Source organism: Nocardioides sp. JCM 18999 (assembly GCF_055391175.1).
Genome location: NZ_AP043887.1, coordinates 100,065 through 117,545 on the forward strand (window position 1 = coordinate 100,065; position 17,481 = coordinate 117,545).

Sequence of the window (17,481 nt, forward strand, 5' to 3'; positions counted from 1 at the left end):
CGGACGAACGAAGATACAGGCCGGACCCTGTGGTCGGAACCTCAGTGCGGGAGCGCAGGTTCCGGGGCTCGCTGCCGACTGAAGAAGCATGACCTATGACGCCCGGACCCGTGACCGGTACCGCGGTGTGGTGGCGGGCGTCTCCGGCGTCGTCGCCGTCGGGGTGCTCACCGGCACCGGTGCGATGGCGCAGGCGGCCTCCCAGGCGTACGTCGCCGCCGAACCGCCAGCCGCCCAGCCGACTCCGTCCGCGGTGCCGGCGACGGTGCCGGCGACGGTGATCGCGGCCGGGCCGGTGATCCGTCCGCGTCCCCAGCCCCGACCGACCGCACGGCTGGCCCAGCAGACGTCCACCTCTCCGACGGAGGAGCGGTCGCCCGTCGTCGTACGGCCGGTGGAGCGGCGCGCGGCCAAGCCGGCGGCGAAGAAGCCCGCAGCCAAGAAGCCGAGCAAGCCGGCGACGAAGCCCGCCGCGAAACCCAAGCCGAAGCCGGCGAAGACGGTGCACTACCCGATCCCGCCCGAGCACGAGAACGTGCAGCCGCCGCCGACCTCGAGCGCCTCATGAGCGCCCTGCCCCACGCGCGGTCCCGTCGCCACGTCGAGCAGTGGCGCGCGCTCGGCTGCGGCATCCATCTCGAGACCCGGCGCGCGGTCGACCTGCCGCGAGCGCGGCGGGTGCTGACGCAGATCCTCGACGACCTCGACGCGGTCGCCAGTCGCTTCCGGGCCGACTCCGACCTCAGTGCGGTCAATCGCCACCCCGCGCAGTGGGTCGAGGTCGACCCGCTCCTCGTGGCCGCGGTCCGGGTCGCGATCACGGCGGCCGAGCGCAGCGGGGGTCTGGTGCACCCGCTGCTGGGTCGTCGCCTGGTCGAGCTCGGCTACGACCGCACCTTCGGTGAGCTCCGTGCGCTGCAGCCGGTGCTGGCCAGCACCACACCACAGCCCGACCGTGAGGCCTGGCGCCAGATCGCCCTGCGCGAGACGGCGATCCGGATCCCCGACGGCACGGCGCTCGACCTCGGTGCGACCGCCAAGGCGTGGGGCACCGATCTCGCCGTGCGCGGCCTCGCGGACGCGAGCGTCGGTCCCGCGATCGTCTCGCTCGGGGGTGACCTGCGCACCGTGGGCGAGGAGGCCTGGGAGATCGCGATCGCCGAGACCCCGGACGCCCCGTACGACACCTGGGTGGAGGTCTGCGGCGCGGTGGCGACCTCGTCGACCCGGGCCCGCCGCTGGGGCGCGGCCGGCTCGGACCTGCACCACCTGATCGATCCGCGCACCGGGGCGCCGGCCCGGGAGGTGTGGCGCACCGTCTCGGTCGCCGCCACCACCTGCGTCGAGGCGAACACCGTGGCCAGCGAGGCGATCGTGCGCGGCGACGGAGCCGTCGGACGGCTCCGCGAGTGGGGGCTACCGGCGCGGTTGGTCGCGTCCGACGGCGAGGTCACGGTGATGGGCGGTTGGCCCGAGGAAGGCAGCCTGTGATGACGAACGAGCCGATCCTGTGGTTCCTCAACCGGGCCAGCGGCATCTCCGTGCTGGTCCTGCTCACCGGCTCGGTGGTGCTGGGCGTGCTGGCCCTGCGCGGCCGTCCGGCCGGCGACGGCGGGGGTCGCGTGCCGCGCTTCCTCACCCGCGACCTGCACCGCAACCTGGCGCTCGGCTCGATCGTGCTCGTCGTCGCGCACGCGCTCACCGCGATCGCCGACGAGTACGTCGACCTGCGCTGGTGGCACCTCGTCGTGCCGTGGGGCGCCGACTACCACCCCGTCGCGGTCGGCCTCGGTACGCTCGCCCTCGACATGATCCTCCTGGTCGCCGTCACCTCGGGACTGCGCCGGCGGCTGGGCCTGCGGGCCTGGCGCACGGTGCACGTGCTGTCGTGGGCGGCGTGGGCCGCGGGTGTCGGGCACGGCCTGATGGTCGGGACCGACCTGCGCTCCGGGGGCTGGCAGCCGTGGGCGGTGGCACCGACCGGGCTGTGCGTCCTCGCCGTCCTGGCCGCCGCCGTCTGGCGGTTCGGGCCGGTCATCCCGCAGGATCGCAGCCTCGTGGGACTGCTGCGATGACACCGCCGGTCCACGCTGCGGACGACGTCGAGATCCGCCCCGGACCCGCGCTGCTGCGCGACGCCGGGGACCCGGTGCGGGACCTGGTCGACCACCGGCGCCGGTACGGCGCGCCGACCGTGCTCGACCTGGCGACGTTGGTCGAGCTGACCGAGGCGATCGGGCTGCGCGGTCGTGGCGGGGCCGGGTTCCCGTTCGCCACCAAGCTGCGCACCGTCGCCGAGCACTCCCGCCCGACCCGCGGTCGACGCCCGATCCTCGTGGTCAACGCCGCCGAGGGTGAACCGGCCAGCGCCAAGGACGCCGCGCTCGCCCGGACGAACCCCCACCTCGCCCTCGACGGCGCCACCGTCGTCGCCCGAGCCCTGGGTGCGCGGGAGATCCACGTCGTCGTGCCCGGTGACCGTCCGACCGCCCGCACCGCACTCGAGGTCGCGGTCGCCCAGCGCCGCGGACGCGGCCTGCGGTGGCACATCCACGTCGCCGCACCCCGGTTCGTCTCCGGCCAGTCCCGCGCCGTGCTCGAGCTGATCGCCGGCCGACCCGGGCTGCCCGTCACCGGCTGGGAGCCCGAGGCCGTGTCGGGTCACCAGGGCCGACCGACCCTGCTGTCCAACCTCGAGACCTGGGCGTACGTCGGCCTGCTGGCGTTGCAGGGCTCCGCCCCGACCGTGGAGCGCGGCACCGAGCAGGAGCCCGGCACCGTCCTCCTGACGGTGCACCGCCCGGGCCGCCCGGCCAGCGTGGTCGAAGCCGCCTACGGCGACCGGCTGAGCGACGTCCTCGAGCTGGAGCATCCCGCCGGTGCTCGCACCCCGGTGCTGCTCGGCGGTTTCCACGGCACCTGGGCACCCGACCTCAGTGAGGTCCGGCTCTCCCCGACGGCGCTGGCCGCGCAGGGGCTCACCCTCGGCGCCGGGCTCGTCGTCGTGCCCGAGCGGTGCCCGCTCGAGCTGACCGCCGACATCGTCGCCTACCTCGCCCTCGAGTCCGCCGGCCGCTGCGGCCCGTGCATCAACGGGCTGCCCGCCCTGGCCCGCGCGCTCGGCGGCCTGGTCGGCGGTGACGGAGCGGCCCTCGACGAGGTGCAGCGGATCTGCGCCGTGGTCGCCGGTCGGGGAGCCTGTGCGCACCCGGACGGGACGGCCCGGTTGACCGAGTCGGTCCTCGTCGCCGTACCCGACGAGGTGGCAGCGCACCTGAGCGGTGTCTGCCACGGGGCCGGTGAGATCTCCGTGCCGGTCCCGCGGATGGCCGAGCAGAGCTGGGCGGGGGCCCGGTGAGCCAGCGCCTGCGGGTGGACTGGCCGTCGTGCACGGCCGAGGGGCTGTGCCACGAGCTGCTGCCCGAGGTGGTCCGGCTCGACGAGTGGGGCTACCCGGTCGTCACCCAGGAGATCGGCGAGGGGCTGGTGCGTGCTGCGCGGGCGGCCGCCCGGGCGTGCCCGCGACTGGCGCTGCGCGTGGTCTGAACGACCGGCGAGATGGAGCGGACGACGAGATTCGAACTCGCGACATTCAGCTTGGGAAGCTGACGCTCTACCAACTGAGCTACGTCCGCATGCGGTCGGCTGACCGCGGTGAGGATGCTACCTCACCCGTGCCGTCACGCCGTCCCTGGCGTCTCGATCGCCGACCAGGTGCCGTACTTCGGCCCGAGGCCGTCGCCGGACGACGTCCCGCGCAGCCGCCGACCGACCCAGGGCGCCAGGTGGTGGCGCGCCCAGGCGAGGTCCTCCCGGCGCTGCTCGCTGCGCGACTTCGTCGGGCCCTCGGGCAGCGGGATGGGCTGCAGGTCGTGCTCGATGCCGAGCGCGTTGAGCAGGTTGATCGCCACCACCTGGTGGCCGATCTGGTTGAGGTGGAGCCGGTCCTCGTCCCAGGCACGCAGGTCGCGGCCCTGCTTGGAGCGCCAGTTGTCGACCAGCACCAGGTGCTCGGGGTTGGCGTCCACGTAGTCGCGGAGCAGCTCGTTGAAGATCGCCACCCGGCCACGGATCGCGCCGAAGACGCCCGACGAGCCGCCGTCGCCGTGGGTGAACAGCACGACCGTGGCACCGCCGGCGCGGAGCCGGTCGGCGGCCGCGGTGAGCGAGTCGACGATCGCGTCGATGTCGACGCTGGGCCGGATCAGGTCGTTGCCGCCGCCCGAGAGGGAGACCAGGTCGGGGGAGAGCGCCAGGGCCGCGTCGATCTGGTCGGTCAGGATCGGGGTGAGCTTCTTGCCCCGGATCGCGAGGTTGGCGTAGCGGAAGTCGGGGGACTTGGTGGCCAGCACCTCGGCGACCCGGTCGGCCCAGCCGCGCACCCCGTTGGGGCGGGCCGGGTCGGGGTCACCGACCCCTTCGGTGAACGAGTCGCCGAGGGCGACGAAGCGCAGGTAGGTCGGTTCTGCCATAGGTACATTGTGAGCCTATGTCCCAACTCGTGGCGACTCCGCGCCGCCTCGAGGCGGGCGCTCTAGGATGCCGACCATGCTGTTGAGCGACCGGGACATCCTGGCTGAGATCGACTCGAACCGGATCGCGATGGAGCCGTGGGATCCCGCGATGCTCCAGCCGTCCTCGATCGACGTCCGGCTGGACCGCTTCTTCCGGGTCTTCGACAACCACAAGTACGCCGCCATCGACCCGTCGGCCGACCAGTCCGACCTCACCCACGAGGTGGAGACCGAGGGCGACGAGCCGTTCATCCTGCACCCCGGCGAGTTCGTGCTCGGGTCGACGTACGAGGTGGTGACCCTGCCCGACGACATCGCCGCGCGGGTGGAGGGCAAGTCGTCGCTGGGGCGCCTGGGTCTGCTGACCCACGCCACCGCCGGGTTCGTGGACCCGGGCTTCAGCGGTCACGTCACCCTCGAGCTGGCCAACGTCGCGACGCTGCCGATCAAGCTCTACCCGGGGATGAAGATCGGGCAGTTCTGCTTCTTCAAGCTCACCTCGCCGGCCGAGAACCCCTACGGCAGCGCGAAGTACGGCAGCCGCTACCAGGGGCAGCGCGGCCCGACGCCGTCACGGAGCTTCCAGAACTTCCACCGCACGTCCATCTGACGCACTCGGTACGGCGGCCCGGGCTGCGGCCCGCGACGCCTGCCGACGCCGCCACCAGCTGTCGAAGGTGAGCCCGATCCCCAACAGGATCAGGGCGACCACACCGTCGAGCCACCAGTGGTTGCCGGTCGCTGCGACGACGTACAGCGTCAGGGGCAGGTGCAGGAAGATCAGCCCGGCGAGCAGCCACATCCACCACGCGGCGGTGTCGCGACGGGCCCACACCACGGCGACGGCGCCGCACGCGACGACGGCCGCCCAGGCGACGTGGATTGAGGGCATCGCGGCGTACTGGTCGCTCACGCCGGCGCTCGGATCGCTGCCGTAGACCCGGAATCCCATCCGGTTGGCGAGGTCGACGAAGCCGAGCTCGGGCAGGAACCGCGGCGGCGCGACCCGGACGAAGCGCAGGATCAGGCAGCCGAGGGTCACGTAGACCAGGCCGTTGCGCCAGTGCGGGTAGTGCTGGCGCTGGAAGATCCACATCCCGATCAGGAAGGTCAGCAGGGCCGGCACGTGCGCGGTGGCGTAGTACGTGTTCGCGAACCGGGCGAGCCCGTCGTGCGCCAGGGCGTAGTGCTGCAGGTCGATCTCGGCGGGCAGGTGCAGCCAGTGCTGGAACCGGTCGATGTCGCGGGCCCGCTCGATCGCGCCGGACTCGTGCGTGAACGGCAGCTGCCGGGCGAGCCGCCAGACCGCGTAGAGGCTGCTGATCAGGGCGAACTCGATCAGCGCGGGGCGGGCGATCCGGGTGGCCCGGCGCTCGGGCAGCATCGACAGGGCGCCCCAGCCGACCAGGGCGACCCCGGCCGCGATCGAGGCCTGGTCCCAGCTCGGCCAGGGGAGGGTGTCCCAGGTCGAGAGCTGCATTCGCTCAGTGTGCCTGCTGCCGGGTCGGGTCGGGGTGGCGGGTCACCGGCGTCTCGGGCGGGGGAGCGGGCCGAAGTGCCTGCGCCGGCATCGCGATCGCCCGCGGCCAGATCAGGCTGCGCAGCGGCAGCCCGGTCATGCCGCTGGCCGATCTGCGGGCTGCAGGAGCACGTCGCCGTGCTTGGTGAACGCGCGGATCTCGGTGTGCTTCGTGCCTCGCGCCGGCTCACCCGTGGCGGGCAGCGTGGTGGTGAGGCGACCGGTGACGGTGACGATGTCGCGCCAGACCGGGAGCCCGGTCGGGACGCCGATCGTGACGTCGCCGCTGTGGTTGCGGACGTGCAGGTGGGCGCCGTCGAAGTGGTCGATCTCGACCGGGCCCGCACCGGCCTTCACCGAGACGTCGCCGTGCGCCTGGTCGATGTGCAGCCGGCCGGCGCCGGACTTGATGTCGAGCACCTGGTGGGAGCTGCCGACCTCGATGTCGCCCAGCCCGGTGGCGATCCGGGCGGTGCCGTCGATCCGACCGACCCGGATCTTGCCGGCGCCGCTGTTGAGCACCGCACTGCCGTGCACGGTCTCGACGGTGATGTCGCCGGCCCCGGTCTTGGCGACCAGGCTCTGCGCGATGGTGCCGAGGGTGATCGCGCCGGCGGCCTGGTGCACCCGGATGCTGGACAGCGTGCCGGTGTGGGTCAGGGAGGCGGTCGCCATCCGGGCGTCGACGCTGGTGCCGCTCGGGGCGGTGATCCGGATCCGGACGGCCTCGAAGAACCGGCCCCGGTCGCTGCGGACGACGACGGTCTTCCGCTTCTGCTCCACCACGACGGAGGGGGCGTGGCCGGCGTCGTCGATCTCGACGGTGACGCCGCTGCCGGTGGCGGTGGTGATCAGCTCGACCTCACCGCCGGCGAGGGCGAGGGTCAGGGTGGGCTGGGAGATGGAGAAGTCGTAGCGCATGGGGAGTCCAGTCAGTCGTCGGGTCGGTCGCAGGAGGGTCAGACCCAGCCGGTCTCACGGCGGGTGTCGGGACGGGTGCCGGTGGGGCGGTGGCCGCCGGGGCGACCGCCGCGGCCGAAGCTGGGCGGCGTGATGCTGAAGCCGGCGGGGCTGGTGGCCTCGCGCAGGGCGGTCACCACCCAGCTGTTGAGCGAGATGCCGGCGTCGGCGGCCAGCTCCTCGGCGCGGGTCTTGACCGACTCGGGCAGGCGCAGGGTGAGCCGGGCGACCGAGTCGTCGTCCTCGTCGGTGCTCGAGCGCTCCACGGGAGCGGGGGCCGGGTCGGCCAGCGGCTCGTCGTAATCGACGACGAAGTCGAGGTCGCGGCCGTCGAGGACGACCCGGACGGTGGTGTCGTTCAGCTGGGTGGAGAGCTCGCTGGCGGCGTCGGAGAGCGCCTCCATCAGTGCGAGGCGGGTGGCGGGGTCCAGGGCGGCCGCCAACCGGTCGGCGGCGTCGCGGACCTCGGGTCCACCGCTGGCGGCAGCGCCGGAGAGCGAGCCCCGGAGACGTTCGACGTACGGCGTGATGTCCATGCGCACCACTGTGACATCACAATGGTGTCAAATCAAGTCTCGGTGATGCCAAGTTGTATCAATCGCCGGTTCTCTGGTTAGGCTTCGCTTACTTAGGTTTCCCTTACATAGAAAGTCGGTGTCGTGCTCTCTCGCCCCCTCCGCCGTTCGATGGCCGCCGGCGTCGCCGGTGTCCTGGCCGCCTTCGCGCTGACCGCCTGCGGTTCTGACTCCGACGGTGCTGCTGCCGGTGACGACAACGCCTCCGCCGACGCCTTCCCGGTGACGATCAAGCACGCCTTCGGTGAGACCACCATCGAGAAGAAGCCGGTCCGCGTCGCCACCGTCGCGTGGGCGAACCACGAGGTCCCGCTGGCCCTCGGCGTCGTCCCGGTCGGGATGAGCAAGGTCACCTGGGGCGACGACGATAACGACGGCGTGCTGCCGTGGGTCGAGGACAAGCTCACCGAGCTCGACGCCAAGACCCCGGTGCTCTTCGACGAGACCGAGGGCATCGACTTCGAGGCCGTCGCCGACACCAAGCCCGACGTCATCCTGGCGTCCTACTCCGGCCTGACCAAGGAGGAGTACGAGACCCTGTCGAAGATCGCTCCGGTCGTCGCCGAGCCCGGCCTGGCCTGGGGCACCTCGATGAACGACATGATCGAGATGAACTCCGAGGCGCTCGGCCTCAAGGCGGAGGGTGAGGAGCTGATCAGCTCCCTCGACAAGCAGGTCAAGGACTCGCTCGCCGCGCACCCCTCGCTCGAGGGCAAGAAGGTCATGTTCAGCTACATCGACCCGACCGACATGAGCAAGATCGGCTTCTACACCACGCACGACACCCGCCCGGGCTTCCTGGCCGGGTACGGCATGCCGCAGCCGGCCGAGGTCGTCGCGGTCTCGGAGAAGTCCGAGACCTTCTTCGAGACGGTCAGCGCCGAGGAGGCGCAGAAGTTCGACGACGTCCAGGTGATCGTCCAGTACGGCGACGACGCCGCCGTTGCCACGGCCGAGCTGCAGAAGGACCCGCTGGTCGGCAAGATCCCGGCGATCGAGAAGGGCGCGGTCGCGATCCTGCTCAACAACACGCCGCTCGCCGCCTCCGCGAACCCGTCGCCGCTCTCCATCCCGTGGGGCATCGACGCGTACTTCGACCTGCTGGCCGCAGCAGCCGACAAGGCGTGATCCAGCACAACACGCTCGAAGCGCCCCCCGCAGCCGACGCCACACGGCAGCGGGGGGCGCTTCGCCCTACCGCACGAGCGCTCTGGATCGCGGTCGCCCTCGGGCTGCTCCTGCTCGGTGTCATCGCCTCGGTGGCCCTCGGGGTGCGGGCGACCGGGTGGGACGACATCGTCCGCGGGCTCACCGGGGACGACAGCACGATCGGATCGGCGGCGGTGGTGAAGCGAGTCCCGCGCACCGTCCTGGCCCTCCTGGTCGGGGCCTCCCTCGGCCTGGCCGGCGCCGTGATGCAGGGCATCACCCGCAACCCGTTGGCCGACCCCGCGATGCTCGGCGTCACCACCGGAGCCTCGCTCTGGGTCGTGGTGGGCATCGCGTTCCTCGGCCTCAGCACCCCGTCGTCGTACGTCTGGGTGGCGATCGCCGGTGCCGCGTTCTCGGCCGTCGTCGTCTACACGATCGGGTCGCTGGGCCGCGGCGGTGCGACCCCGCTCAAGCTCGCTCTGGCCGGCGCGGCCACCTCGGCCGCCTTCATGTCCCTGGTCAGCGCCGTCCTGCTGCCGCGGGTCGACGTGATGGACAAGTTCCGGTTCTGGCAGATCGGCGGCGTCGGTGGCGCCGACTGGGACCGGATCGTCCAGGTGCTGCCCTTCCTCGCCGTCGGTGCCGTGCTGTCGCTGCTCTCGGCCCGCGGGCTCAACTCGCTCGCCCTCGGTGACGACGTCGCCGCCGGCCTGGGTCAGCACGTCGGCCGCACCCGGGTCCTGGCCGGTGCCGGCGCGATCGTGCTCTGCGGTGCCGCCACCGCGGTCGCCGGCCCGATCGGCTTCATCGGCCTCGTCGTGCCGCACGTGTGCCGCCTCGTCGTCGGCGTCGACCACCGCTGGATGCTCCCGGCCTCCGTCGTCGTGGGCGCCCTGCTGCTCACCTGGGCCGACGTGATCGGGCGCCTGATCGCCCGCCCGGCCGAGGTCGACGTCGGCATCGTCACCGCCCTGCTGGGCGCCCCGTTCTTCATCTGGTTGGTCCGCCGCACCCAGGTGCGTGCGCTGTGACCACCTTCCAGGACCGCTCCCTCGACCTGCTCGAGACCGACCTCGGTCGCACGTTGAGCGCCGGACGCCGTGCGCGGGTGCGGCGCCGGGCGTTCGTGCTCGCGACGCTGGTGCTGCTCACCGTCGCGGTCTTCGCCGCCAGCCTGATGTTCGGGCACACCGTCTACTCGCCCTCCGAGGTGCTCCAGGTGCTGCTCGGCCAGACCGTGCCCGGCGCCTCGTTCACGGTCGGCGAGCTGCGCCTGCCGCGGGCGTGCCTCGCGATCCTGACCGGTCTCTGCTTCGGCATGGGCGGCGTCACCTTCCAGACCATGCTCCGCAACCCGCTGGCCTCGCCCGACGTGATCGGAATCAGCTCCGGCGCCTCGGCGGCCGGCGTCTTCGCGATCGTCATCCTCGGCCTCTCGGGCAACGTGGTGTCGCTGATCGCGATCGTCGCCGCGCTGGCCACCGCGTTCGCGATCTACCTGCTGGCGTGGAAGGACGGCGTCGTCGGGACCCGGCTGATCCTGGTCGGCATCGGCGTCGCCGCGATGCTCGACAGCATCGTGTCGTGGGTGCTGATGCGGGCCGCCTCCTGGGACCTGCAGACCGCGATGCGCTGGCTGACCGGGTCGCTCAACAACGCCTCCTGGAACCAGGTGGTGCCGCTCTTCGCGGTCGTCGTGGTGGTGGCACCGGTCCTGGTCTGGCTCGGCCGTGACCTCGACCTGCTGCACCACGGTGACGACACCGCGGCCGCTCTCGGGGTCTCGGTGGAACGGATCCGGCTGCTCTCGATCGTGGCAGCCGTCCTCCTGATCGCCTGCGCCACCGCGGCCGCCGGACCGATCGCGTTCGTCGCCTTCCTCGCCGGACCGATCGCCGCCCGCCTGCTCGGCCCCGGCGTCTCGCTGCTCGTTCCCTCGGCCCTGACGGGTGCGCTGATCGTGCTGATCGGCGACTTCGTCGGGCAGTGGGCCTTCGGCACCCGTTACCCCGTCGGCGTCGTCACCGGCGCCCTCGGAGCGCCGTTCCTCGTCTACCTGCTGATCCGCACCAACCGATCCGGAGTGTCGCTATGACCAGCCCTCACGCCCCGTCGCACCGCCTGTCCATCGAGGGAGTCTCCCTGCGGTACGGCGACCGGCACGTCGTCGAGGACCTCACCCTCGCCCTGCCCGACGGGAAGATCACGGTCATCGTCGGGCCGAACGCGTGCGGCAAGTCCACGCTGCTGCGGGCGATGTCGCGGTTGCTGCGCCCCAGCGAGGGACGGATCGTGCTCGACGGCGCCGACCTGCACCGGATGCCGACCCGCAAGGTCGCGCAGGTGCTCGGCCTGCTGCCGCAGTCGCCGATCGCCCCCGAGGGCATCGTGGTCGCCGACCTGGTCGCCCGCGGCCGGCACCCGCACCAGCGCGCCTTCACCCGGTGGACCACGGCCGACGAGGCGGCGGTGCTCGAGGCACTCGCCGCCACCGGCGTGGCCGACCTGGCCGACCGGTCGGTCGACGAGCTCTCCGGCGGTCAGCGCCAGCGGGTCTGGATCGCGATGGCGCTCGCCCAGCAGACCGACCTGCTCTTCCTGGACGAACCCACCACGTTCCTCGACGTCACCCACCAGGTCGAGGTGCTCGACCTGCTCACCGACCTCAACCGCACGCGCGGCACCACCGTCGCGATGGTGCTGCACGACCTCAACCTCGCGGCCCGGTACGCCGACCACCTGATCGCGATGCGTTCCGGTGCCGTGGTCGCGCAGGGAGCCCCGACCGACGTCGTCACCCCCGAGCTCGTTCGGACCGTCTTCGACCTGGAGTCGGTCGTCATCCCTGACCCGGTCTCGGGAACACCCCTCGTGGTGCCCCGCGGCCGCCACCATGCTGCACTGACCGTTGGAGGAGAGCTCTCGTGATGCTCGCCCGCTTGAAGGTGGCCGCGATCTCGCGGCCCTCGCCCTCGTTCATCCGCCTCGAGCTGGCCGGCCCCGAGCTCGCCGACTTCGGCGTGGACGGTCCGCTGTTCGACCAGCGCTTCAAGCTGGTGCTGCCCGGGCCCGCCGGCCTGCCGGAGCTGAACGCCGAGACGTGGTGGACCGACTTCACCGCGCTGCCGGAGGAGACCCGCGGCTCGATCCGGACCTACACGATCGCCGACGTGGTCGGGACCGGTGCCGCCACCCGGATCGTCGTCGACGTGGTGCTGCACCCCGGTGCGCACGGACCGGGCTCGGCCTGGGCGATCGGGGCCGAGCTCGGCGACGAGGTGCTGGCCGCGTTGCCGAAGAAGGGGGCGTTCTACGGGGGCATCGAGTTCGCACCCGGTGCTGCCTCGCGCCTGCTGCTGGTCGGTGACGAGACCGCCCTGCCCGCCGTCGTCCAGATCCTGCGCGAGCTGCCCGACGGGCTGATCGGCTCGGTGTTCCTGGAGGTCCCGCTCGAGGGCGACATCGTCGCGCTCCCCGCGAACGACAAGATCGAGGTCACCTGGCTGCCCCGCAACGGCGCCCCGATCGGTGACCGCGCGGTCGCCGCCGTCGGCGCCGACCTCGGCTTCCGGGCCGAGCAGGCCGCCGTCGAGCTGGCCGAGGTCGAGGTCGACCCCGACCTGTGGGAGACCCCGGTCCACTCCTCCTCGGGGGAGTCCCTGGACTCCGAGCCCGTCGACGACCGCTACGCCTGGATCGCCGGCGAGTCCTCGATGGTCACCCGCCTGCGCCGCCACCTCGTCGGCGAGCTCGGCATGCCCCGCGCCCAGGTCGCCTTCATGGGCTACTGGCGCGAAGGCGTCGCCATGCGCGGCTGACTTCTCCCTCGCCGAGATGGCCGGTCTGGCCCGCCGAGATGGCCGGTCTGGGGCGGGTAGGTTGGCTGCGTGAGCACGCCTGCGCCGGCCCCTGAATCCACGCATTCGCACCGACAGGTGATCTGGGTCGCGGGCGTCGCCGCGCTCGGTGGCCTGCTGTTCGGCTACGACAGCGCCGTGATCAACGGTGCCGTCGATGCGATCGAGCAGAAGTTCGACGTGCACGGCTACATGTCGGGTTTCACCGTCGCCTCGGCGCTGATCGGGTCCGCCGTCGGCGCGGTGTACGCCGGCCGGGCGGCCGACCGCTTCGGACGGCTGCCCGTGATGAAGGTGGCCGCGCTCGCCTTCCTGATCAGTGCCGTCGGGTCGGCCTTCGCGCCCACGCTCTGGCTCCTGATCGCCTTCCGACTGATCGGCGGCGTCGGCGTCGGGATGGCATCGGTGATCGCACCCGCCTACATCGCCGAGGTCGCCCCCGCCGCCATCCGTGGCCGCCTCGCGTCGATGCAGCAGCTCGCGATCGTCACCGGCATCTTCGCCTCGCAGCTGGTCAACTACCTGCTCCAGCAAGCGGCCGGCGGCTCGAGCGAGGTGCTCTGGTTGGGCGCCGAGGCCTGGCGCTGGATGTTCCTCGTGATGGCGGTGCCCGCGGTGGTCTACGGCGTGATGGCCTTCACCATCCCGGAGTCGCCGCGCTTCCTGATCTCGCACGGGCGCGGGGACGAGGCACGGTCGATCCTGGTCGAGCTCCAGGGCGAGGCGCACGCCGAGGCGACGTACGGGCGGATCCACGACTCCCTGGCGGACGAACCGCCCGCGCGGTGGCACGACCTGAAGGCGCCGACGGGTGGGCTCTACCCGATCGTCTGGATCGGTCTGATCCTCGCGGTGCTGCAGCAGTTCGTGGGGATCAACGTGATCTTCTACTACTCGAACACGCTCTGGCAGGCGGTCGGCTTCTCGGAGTCGAACTCGTTCCTGATCTCGATGATCACCTCGGTCGTGAACATCCTGACCACGTTCATCGCGATCGCCCTGGTCGACCGGGTGGGACGACGACTGCTGCTGCTCGTCGGCTCCTCCGGCATGGTCGTCTCCCTCGCGGTGCTGGCGGCGATGTTCGCCACCGCGACCGTCGATTCCTCCGGGGATCCGACGTTGGGTGACGTGAGCGGCGTGGTCGCGCTGGTCGCGGCGAACCTCTTCGTCGTCGCCTTCGGCATGTCCTGGGGCCCGGTGGTGTGGGTGCTCCTCGGCGAGCTGTTCCCGAACAAGATCCGCGCCGTCGCACTCTCGCTGGCCGCCGGCGGCCAGTGGGTCGCGAACTGGATCGTGACGGTCACGTTCCCGGGGCTCTCGAACACGGCCCTCCAGCTGCCGTACTGGATCTACGCCGGCTTCGCCCTGGTCTCGCTGGTCTTCGTCGCCCGCTACGTGAAGGAGACGAAGGGGCGCGAGCTCGAGGACATGTGACCCCGGAAACGCCGAAACCGCACACGGTGTGAGGTTTCGTCGCTCCGGGCGAGGCCCTCGGCGTCGGAACCACACACGGTGTGCGGTTTCGTCGTGCTCAGATGTCGAAGAGTGACTCGGTCGCGTTGATGTCCACGTCGGTGCGCGGCTCGTGGGTCGCGCCCGAGGACTCGCCGATGACCACCGTCGGGGTGGCAGGCTTCTCGACCGCGGCGGGGGCGGGAGCCTCCTCCGGTACGTCGACCTCGACCGGTGCCTCGACAGCCGGCGCCTCGGCGACCGGTGCCTCGACAGCCGGTACCTCGGGCTCGGCGGGCGCGGGTTCGCCAGCAGTGACCGGGGCGGGTGCGGCCGCGGCGGCGACAGCACCCTCGGGAGCGGCGATGTCGAACAGGCTGCCGACCTCGTCGATCTTCACGTCCGTGTGGGGGACCGAGCTGGTGCCCGAACCCGCCACCGGAGCTGCAGGAGCCTCGGCGACGACCGGTGCCTCGGGAGCCGGAGCAGCAGGTGTGGCGTGCGCCTCGGCCGGGATGTCGAAGAGGGAACCAGCAGCGCTGATGTCCACAGCCGGGGCAGCGGGAGCGGCAGCAGCGGGTGCGGCCGGAGCGGCAGCAGCCGGTTCTGCCGGCGCCTCGGTGGCCGGGATGTCGAACAGCGAACCCCCAGCGTTCAGGTCGACCGCCGGCTCGGCAGCCGGAGCAGCCGGAGCAGCCGGAGCCGCAGGAGCAGCCGGAGCCGCAGGAGCAGCAGCCTCGGCGGGGATGTCGAACAGCGACCCCCCGGCACCGAGATCGGTGGCCGGGGCTGCCGGAGCAGCGGGGGTCTCCGTCGGGGCCTCAGCCGGGATGTCGAACAACGACCCACCTGCGGCCGGAGCTGCGGGAGCCTCCGGGGCATCGGGCGTCACGTCGAACAACGACCCACCAGCCGCAGGAGCGGCGGGCTCGGCGGGAGCAGCGGGAGCTGCCGGAGCCGGAGTGTCGAACAATGACGTCGCGTCGTCGAACAGCGACCCACCAGCAGCAGCGGCCGGAGCGGCCGGGGCCTCGGGTGCGGCGGGGGTGTCGAAGAGCGAGGAGGCGTCGTTCGGTGCGGTCGCCGTCTCGGCGGGGACGGCAGGATCGGCGGCGAGAGCCGTGTCGCCTGCAGCAGCGACGGGAGCAGCAGCCGGGGCCGCCGTACCGACGGCTGCACCCTGACCGGGGAGCAGCTTGGTGGCCTGCTCGCCCTTGACCGAGGCCAGCAGCATCTGCGCGATGTCGAGGACCTCGACCTCTTCGCGAGCGGCGCCGTTGGCCTGCGCCTTGGTCAGACCGTCCGAGAGCATCACGCGGCAGAACGGGCAGCCGACGGCGATCTGGTCGGCCCCGGTGGCGATCGCCTCGTCGGTGCGGTTCTCGTTGATCCGCGAGCCGAGCTTCTCCTCCATCCACATCCGGGCGCCACCGGCGCCACAGCAGAAGGACTTCTCGGAGTTGCGCGGCATCTCCACGACCTCGGCGCCGGGCAGGATCTGGAGCAGCTCCCGCGGCGGGGTGTAGACGCCGTTGTGGCGACCGATGTAGCAGGGGTCGTGGTACGTGATGGAGCGCTGGTGAGCCCCAGCGCCGGACGTGACCGGGGTCAGCTTGCCCTCGCGCACGAGGCGGTTGAGCAGCTGGGTGTGGTGCACGACCTCGAGCTCGATGCCGAACTCCTTGTACTCGTTCTTCAACGTGTTGAAGCAGTGAGCACAGGTCGAGACGACCTTCTTGACCTTGAACTCCTTGAACGTCTCGACGTTCTGCTGGGCCAGGCCCTGGAAGACGAACTCGTTGCCGGCACGACGGGCGGAGTCACCGGTGCAGGTCTCGCCGTTGCCCAGCACGCCGAACGAGACGCCGGCGATGTTGAGCAGCTCGGCCACGGCGCGGGTGGTCTTCTTGGCGCGGTCCTCGTAGGCGCCGGCGCAACCGACCCAGAACAGCCAGTCGACCTCGTCGAGGGACTCGATCGTCTCGCCGACGACCTGGACGTCGAAGTCCAGCCCGTCGGTCCAGGACAGCCGCTGCTTGGACGACATGTTCCACGGGTTGCCGTTGTTCTCCAGGCCCCGGAACAGGCCGCTGAGCTCGGAGGGGAAGTTCGACTCGACGAGCACCTGGTACCGGCGCATGTCGACGATGTGGTCGACGTGCTCGATGTCGACCGGGCACTGCTGGACGCAGGCGCCGCACGACGTACAGCTCCAGAGCACGTCCTCATCGATGACGAAGCCGTTGTCCTCGGGGTTGTAGAACCAGTCGAGCACCTCGGTGCCGGCACCGGACTCAGCGGGCTGGTCGGTCTTGCCGATCAGCGGCTTGGTCACCACGTCGGCTTCGTCGTCACCGGCGAGGAGGTACGGCGCCGAGGCGTAGGCGTGCTCGCGCAGCCCCATCATCAGCAGCTTGGGGGAGAGCGGCTTCTCGGTGTTCCAGGCCGGGCACTGCGACTGGCAGCGACCGCACTCGGTGCACGTGGTGAAGTCGAGGATGCCCTTCCAGGAGAAGTCCTGGATCTTGCCGACACCGAGGACCGCGTCCTCGTCGAGGTCGTCGACGTCGTCGAGCGTGATCACCTTGCCGGCCGAGGTGAGCGGCTTCAGCGCGCCCAGCGCGGTGGTGGCGCCGTCGGTGTCGCGACCGATCGACTCACGCTTGTAGAAGATGTTGAACCACGCGGTGAAGCGGTGCCACGCGACACCCATCGTGAGGTTGTTGGAGATCACCAGCAGCCAGACCAGGGCGGTGACGATCTTGAACGCCGCGATCGAGTAGATGATGTTCTCGAGCGTCGGGATCGAGTCGTGCCCGCTCGGGTAGAGGTTCCCGAAGAAGTGCGAGACCGGGAAGTGGAACGTGGTCGCGTGCTCGGCGTGCTCCCCGCCGTGGGCGTGGGCGAGGTTGTACTCCGCCCCGCGGATGAAGAGGATCGCGCTGGACTCGACCAGCACCATCATCTCGACGAAGAAGGCCTGCCACATCGTCGAGCCGAAGAACCGGGTCGCGCGGCCCTTGTCCTTGGGCATGTGGGTGAGGCGGTAGACGATCAGCGGGATGATGCCCAGCGTGCCGAGCACGCCGAGGAACTCAGCGGTCCACTCGTAGACCCACCACTTGCCGATGATCGGGATCGTCCAGGTCGGGTCGAAGAGCTGGAAGAAGGCAGCACCGACCGCGGTGGAGAGGAACAGGAACGCCGCGAACGCGAACCAGTGCAGGATCCCGACCCAGGTCCACTGCAGCATCCGGGTGTGGAGCAGCGTCTCCTTGAGCATCGTCACCAGGCGCTTGCCCGGGTTGTCGGTCCGGCCGACGGCGGGCTGACCGAGGCGGATGACGCCGAGCATCGACCGCACGGCGCGCGCCGTGACGACTGCTGTCACGGCAGCGAGGCCGAAGCACACGACGATGAGGATGATCTGGAGCATGATGCGAATCCTA

General features: G+C 71.4%; 18 protein-coding genes and 1 tRNA gene. 12 read left to right on the forward strand and 7 right to left on the reverse strand.

Going from position 1 to position 17,481, the window contains the following annotated elements:
* The first annotated feature begins 88 nt into the window (after positions 1 to 88).
* The 5 genes from ACZ5J1_RS00450 to ACZ5J1_RS00470 are packed head-to-tail and all read left to right on the forward strand — an operon-like array spanning position 89 to position 3,546.
* On the forward strand, positions 89 to 568 hold the full coding sequence (locus ACZ5J1_RS00450; protein WP_464561559.1) for a hypothetical protein: 480 nt from the start codon (positions 89 to 91) through the stop codon (positions 566 to 568).
* Positions 565 to 1,491, forward strand: a complete 927-nt coding sequence (locus tag ACZ5J1_RS00455) for an FAD:protein FMN transferase (protein ID WP_464561561.1) — start codon at positions 565 to 567, stop codon at positions 1,489 to 1,491. Before ACZ5J1_RS00450 ends, ACZ5J1_RS00455 begins: the two co-directional genes overlap by 4 nt.
* Positions 1,491 to 2,075 (forward strand): ferric reductase-like transmembrane domain-containing protein, encoded by a 585-nt coding sequence (locus ACZ5J1_RS00460; protein ID WP_464561562.1) that lies wholly within the window; start codon positions 1,491 to 1,493, stop codon positions 2,073 to 2,075. The genes ACZ5J1_RS00455 and ACZ5J1_RS00460 overlap by 1 nt, the downstream gene beginning before the upstream one ends.
* Positions 2,072 to 3,358 (forward strand): NADH-ubiquinone oxidoreductase-F iron-sulfur binding region domain-containing protein, encoded by a 1,287-nt coding sequence (locus tag ACZ5J1_RS00465; RefSeq protein WP_464561564.1) that lies wholly within the window; start codon positions 2,072 to 2,074, stop codon positions 3,356 to 3,358. Before ACZ5J1_RS00460 ends, ACZ5J1_RS00465 begins: the two co-directional genes overlap by 4 nt.
* Positions 3,355 to 3,546, forward strand: coding sequence for a ferredoxin (locus ACZ5J1_RS00470; RefSeq protein ID WP_464561565.1), 192 nt, complete (start codon positions 3,355 to 3,357; stop codon positions 3,544 to 3,546). Before ACZ5J1_RS00465 ends, ACZ5J1_RS00470 begins: the two co-directional genes overlap by 4 nt.
* A 13-nt stretch (positions 3,547 to 3,559) precedes the next feature.
* Here the strand turns inward: ACZ5J1_RS00470 and ACZ5J1_RS00475 are convergent.
* A tRNA-Gly gene (locus ACZ5J1_RS00475) sits at positions 3,560 to 3,635 on the reverse strand.
* A 45-nt stretch (positions 3,636 to 3,680) separates the two neighbouring features.
* Entirely contained in the window at positions 3,681 to 4,472 is a 792-nt protein-coding gene (locus ACZ5J1_RS00480) for an SGNH/GDSL hydrolase family protein (RefSeq protein ID WP_464561567.1), read from the reverse strand.
* Positions 4,473 to 4,548: 76 nt separating this feature from the next.
* Here ACZ5J1_RS00480 and dcd point away from each other — a divergent pair, with 76 nt between their 5' ends.
* Complete coding sequence (dcd, locus tag ACZ5J1_RS00485) at positions 4,549 to 5,124, forward strand: dCTP deaminase (protein ID WP_464561569.1); 576 nt, start codon at positions 4,549 to 4,551, stop codon at positions 5,122 to 5,124.
* Here the strand turns inward: dcd and ACZ5J1_RS00490 are convergent.
* Genes ACZ5J1_RS00490 through ACZ5J1_RS00505 form a run of 4 tightly spaced genes read right to left on the reverse strand, consistent with a single transcriptional unit; the run spans position 5,086 to position 7,529 of the window.
* Positions 5,086 to 5,994: a phosphatase PAP2 family protein gene (locus ACZ5J1_RS00490; RefSeq protein WP_464561570.1), complete on the reverse strand. Its 909-nt coding sequence runs from the start codon at positions 5,992 to 5,994 to the stop codon at positions 5,086 to 5,088. The two genes, dcd and ACZ5J1_RS00490, sit on opposite strands and share 39 nt — an antisense overlap.
* A 4-nt stretch (positions 5,995 to 5,998) precedes the next feature.
* Entirely contained in the window at positions 5,999 to 6,133 is a 135-nt protein-coding gene (locus ACZ5J1_RS00495) for a hypothetical protein (RefSeq protein WP_464561572.1), read from the reverse strand.
* The gene (locus ACZ5J1_RS00500) at positions 6,130 to 6,954 is read right to left on the reverse strand and encodes a DUF4097 family beta strand repeat-containing protein (protein ID WP_464561574.1); all 825 of its coding nucleotides are present in this window, start codon (positions 6,952 to 6,954) and stop codon (positions 6,130 to 6,132) included. Before ACZ5J1_RS00500 ends, ACZ5J1_RS00495 begins: the two co-directional genes overlap by 4 nt.
* A 38-nt stretch (positions 6,955 to 6,992) precedes the next feature.
* Complete coding sequence (locus tag ACZ5J1_RS00505; protein WP_464561576.1) at positions 6,993 to 7,529, reverse strand: toxin-antitoxin system HicB family antitoxin; 537 nt, start codon at positions 7,527 to 7,529, stop codon at positions 6,993 to 6,995.
* 123 nt (positions 7,530 to 7,652) lie between these two features.
* On the opposite strand from ACZ5J1_RS00505, the gene ACZ5J1_RS00510 reads away from it, so the two are divergent.
* The 6 genes from ACZ5J1_RS00510 to ACZ5J1_RS00535 all read left to right on the forward strand — a co-directional run bounded on the left by ACZ5J1_RS00510 (position 7,653) and on the right by ACZ5J1_RS00535 (position 14,014).
* Positions 7,653 to 8,696: an ABC transporter substrate-binding protein gene (locus tag ACZ5J1_RS00510; protein WP_464561577.1), complete on the forward strand. Its 1,044-nt coding sequence runs from the start codon at positions 7,653 to 7,655 to the stop codon at positions 8,694 to 8,696.
* The gene (locus ACZ5J1_RS00515) at positions 8,693 to 9,751 is read left to right on the forward strand and encodes a FecCD family ABC transporter permease (RefSeq protein WP_464561578.1); all 1,059 of its coding nucleotides are present in this window, start codon (positions 8,693 to 8,695) and stop codon (positions 9,749 to 9,751) included. Before ACZ5J1_RS00510 ends, ACZ5J1_RS00515 begins: the two co-directional genes overlap by 4 nt.
* A complete protein-coding gene (locus ACZ5J1_RS00520; protein ID WP_464561579.1) occupies positions 9,748 to 10,815 on the forward strand; it encodes a FecCD family ABC transporter permease in 1,068 nt (355 codons plus the stop codon). Before ACZ5J1_RS00515 ends, ACZ5J1_RS00520 begins: the two co-directional genes overlap by 4 nt.
* Entirely contained in the window at positions 10,812 to 11,648 is an 837-nt protein-coding gene (locus ACZ5J1_RS00525) for an ABC transporter ATP-binding protein (RefSeq protein ID WP_464561581.1), read from the forward strand. Before ACZ5J1_RS00520 ends, ACZ5J1_RS00525 begins: the two co-directional genes overlap by 4 nt.
* The gene (locus ACZ5J1_RS00530; RefSeq protein ID WP_464564825.1) at positions 11,648 to 12,538 is read left to right on the forward strand and encodes a siderophore-interacting protein; all 891 of its coding nucleotides are present in this window, start codon (positions 11,648 to 11,650) and stop codon (positions 12,536 to 12,538) included. The genes ACZ5J1_RS00525 and ACZ5J1_RS00530 overlap by 1 nt, the downstream gene beginning before the upstream one ends.
* Positions 12,539 to 12,607: 69 nt before the next feature.
* Entirely contained in the window at positions 12,608 to 14,014 is a 1,407-nt protein-coding gene (locus ACZ5J1_RS00535; RefSeq protein WP_464561583.1) for a sugar porter family MFS transporter, read from the forward strand.
* A gap of 97 nt (positions 14,015 to 14,111) precedes the next feature.
* On the opposite strand, the gene ACZ5J1_RS00540 is transcribed toward ACZ5J1_RS00535, so the two are convergent.
* The gene (locus ACZ5J1_RS00540; RefSeq protein ID WP_464561585.1) at positions 14,112 to 17,468 is read right to left on the reverse strand and encodes a (Fe-S)-binding protein; all 3,357 of its coding nucleotides are present in this window, start codon (positions 17,466 to 17,468) and stop codon (positions 14,112 to 14,114) included.
* Positions 17,469 to 17,481 lie beyond the last annotated feature (13 nt).

Excerpts from the sequence above, each read along its gene's own strand:
- ACZ5J1_RS00505 (WP_464561576.1), bottom strand. The coding sequence starts at position 7,529 with ATGGACATCACGCCGTACGTCGAACGTCTCCGGGGCTCGCTCTCCGGC.
- ACZ5J1_RS00450 (WP_464561559.1), top strand. The coding sequence starts at position 89 with ATGACCTATGACGCCCGGACCCGTGACCGGTACCGCGGTGTGGTGGCG.
- ACZ5J1_RS00540 (WP_464561585.1), bottom strand. The coding sequence starts at position 17,468 with ATGCTCCAGATCATCCTCATCGTCGTGTGCTTCGGCCTCGCTGCCGTG.
- ACZ5J1_RS00525 (WP_464561581.1), top strand. The coding sequence starts at position 10,812 with ATGACCAGCCCTCACGCCCCGTCGCACCGCCTGTCCATCGAGGGAGTC.
- dcd (WP_464561569.1), top strand. The coding sequence starts at position 4,549 with ATGCTGTTGAGCGACCGGGACATCCTGGCTGAGATCGACTCGAACCGG.
- ACZ5J1_RS00490 (WP_464561570.1), bottom strand. The coding sequence starts at position 5,994 with ATGCAGCTCTCGACCTGGGACACCCTCCCCTGGCCGAGCTGGGACCAG.
- ACZ5J1_RS00460 (WP_464561562.1), top strand. The coding sequence starts at position 1,491 with ATGACGAACGAGCCGATCCTGTGGTTCCTCAACCGGGCCAGCGGCATC.
- ACZ5J1_RS00455 (WP_464561561.1), top strand. The coding sequence starts at position 565 with ATGAGCGCCCTGCCCCACGCGCGGTCCCGTCGCCACGTCGAGCAGTGG.
- ACZ5J1_RS00465 (WP_464561564.1), top strand. The coding sequence starts at position 2,072 with ATGACACCGCCGGTCCACGCTGCGGACGACGTCGAGATCCGCCCCGGA.
- ACZ5J1_RS00500 (WP_464561574.1), bottom strand. The coding sequence starts at position 6,954 with ATGCGCTACGACTTCTCCATCTCCCAGCCCACCCTGACCCTCGCCCTC.
- ACZ5J1_RS00480 (WP_464561567.1), bottom strand. The coding sequence starts at position 4,472 with ATGGCAGAACCGACCTACCTGCGCTTCGTCGCCCTCGGCGACTCGTTC.
- ACZ5J1_RS00495 (WP_464561572.1), bottom strand. The coding sequence starts at position 6,133 with ATGACCGGGCTGCCGCTGCGCAGCCTGATCTGGCCGCGGGCGATCGCG.
- ACZ5J1_RS00530 (WP_464564825.1), top strand. The coding sequence starts at position 11,648 with ATGCTCGCCCGCTTGAAGGTGGCCGCGATCTCGCGGCCCTCGCCCTCG.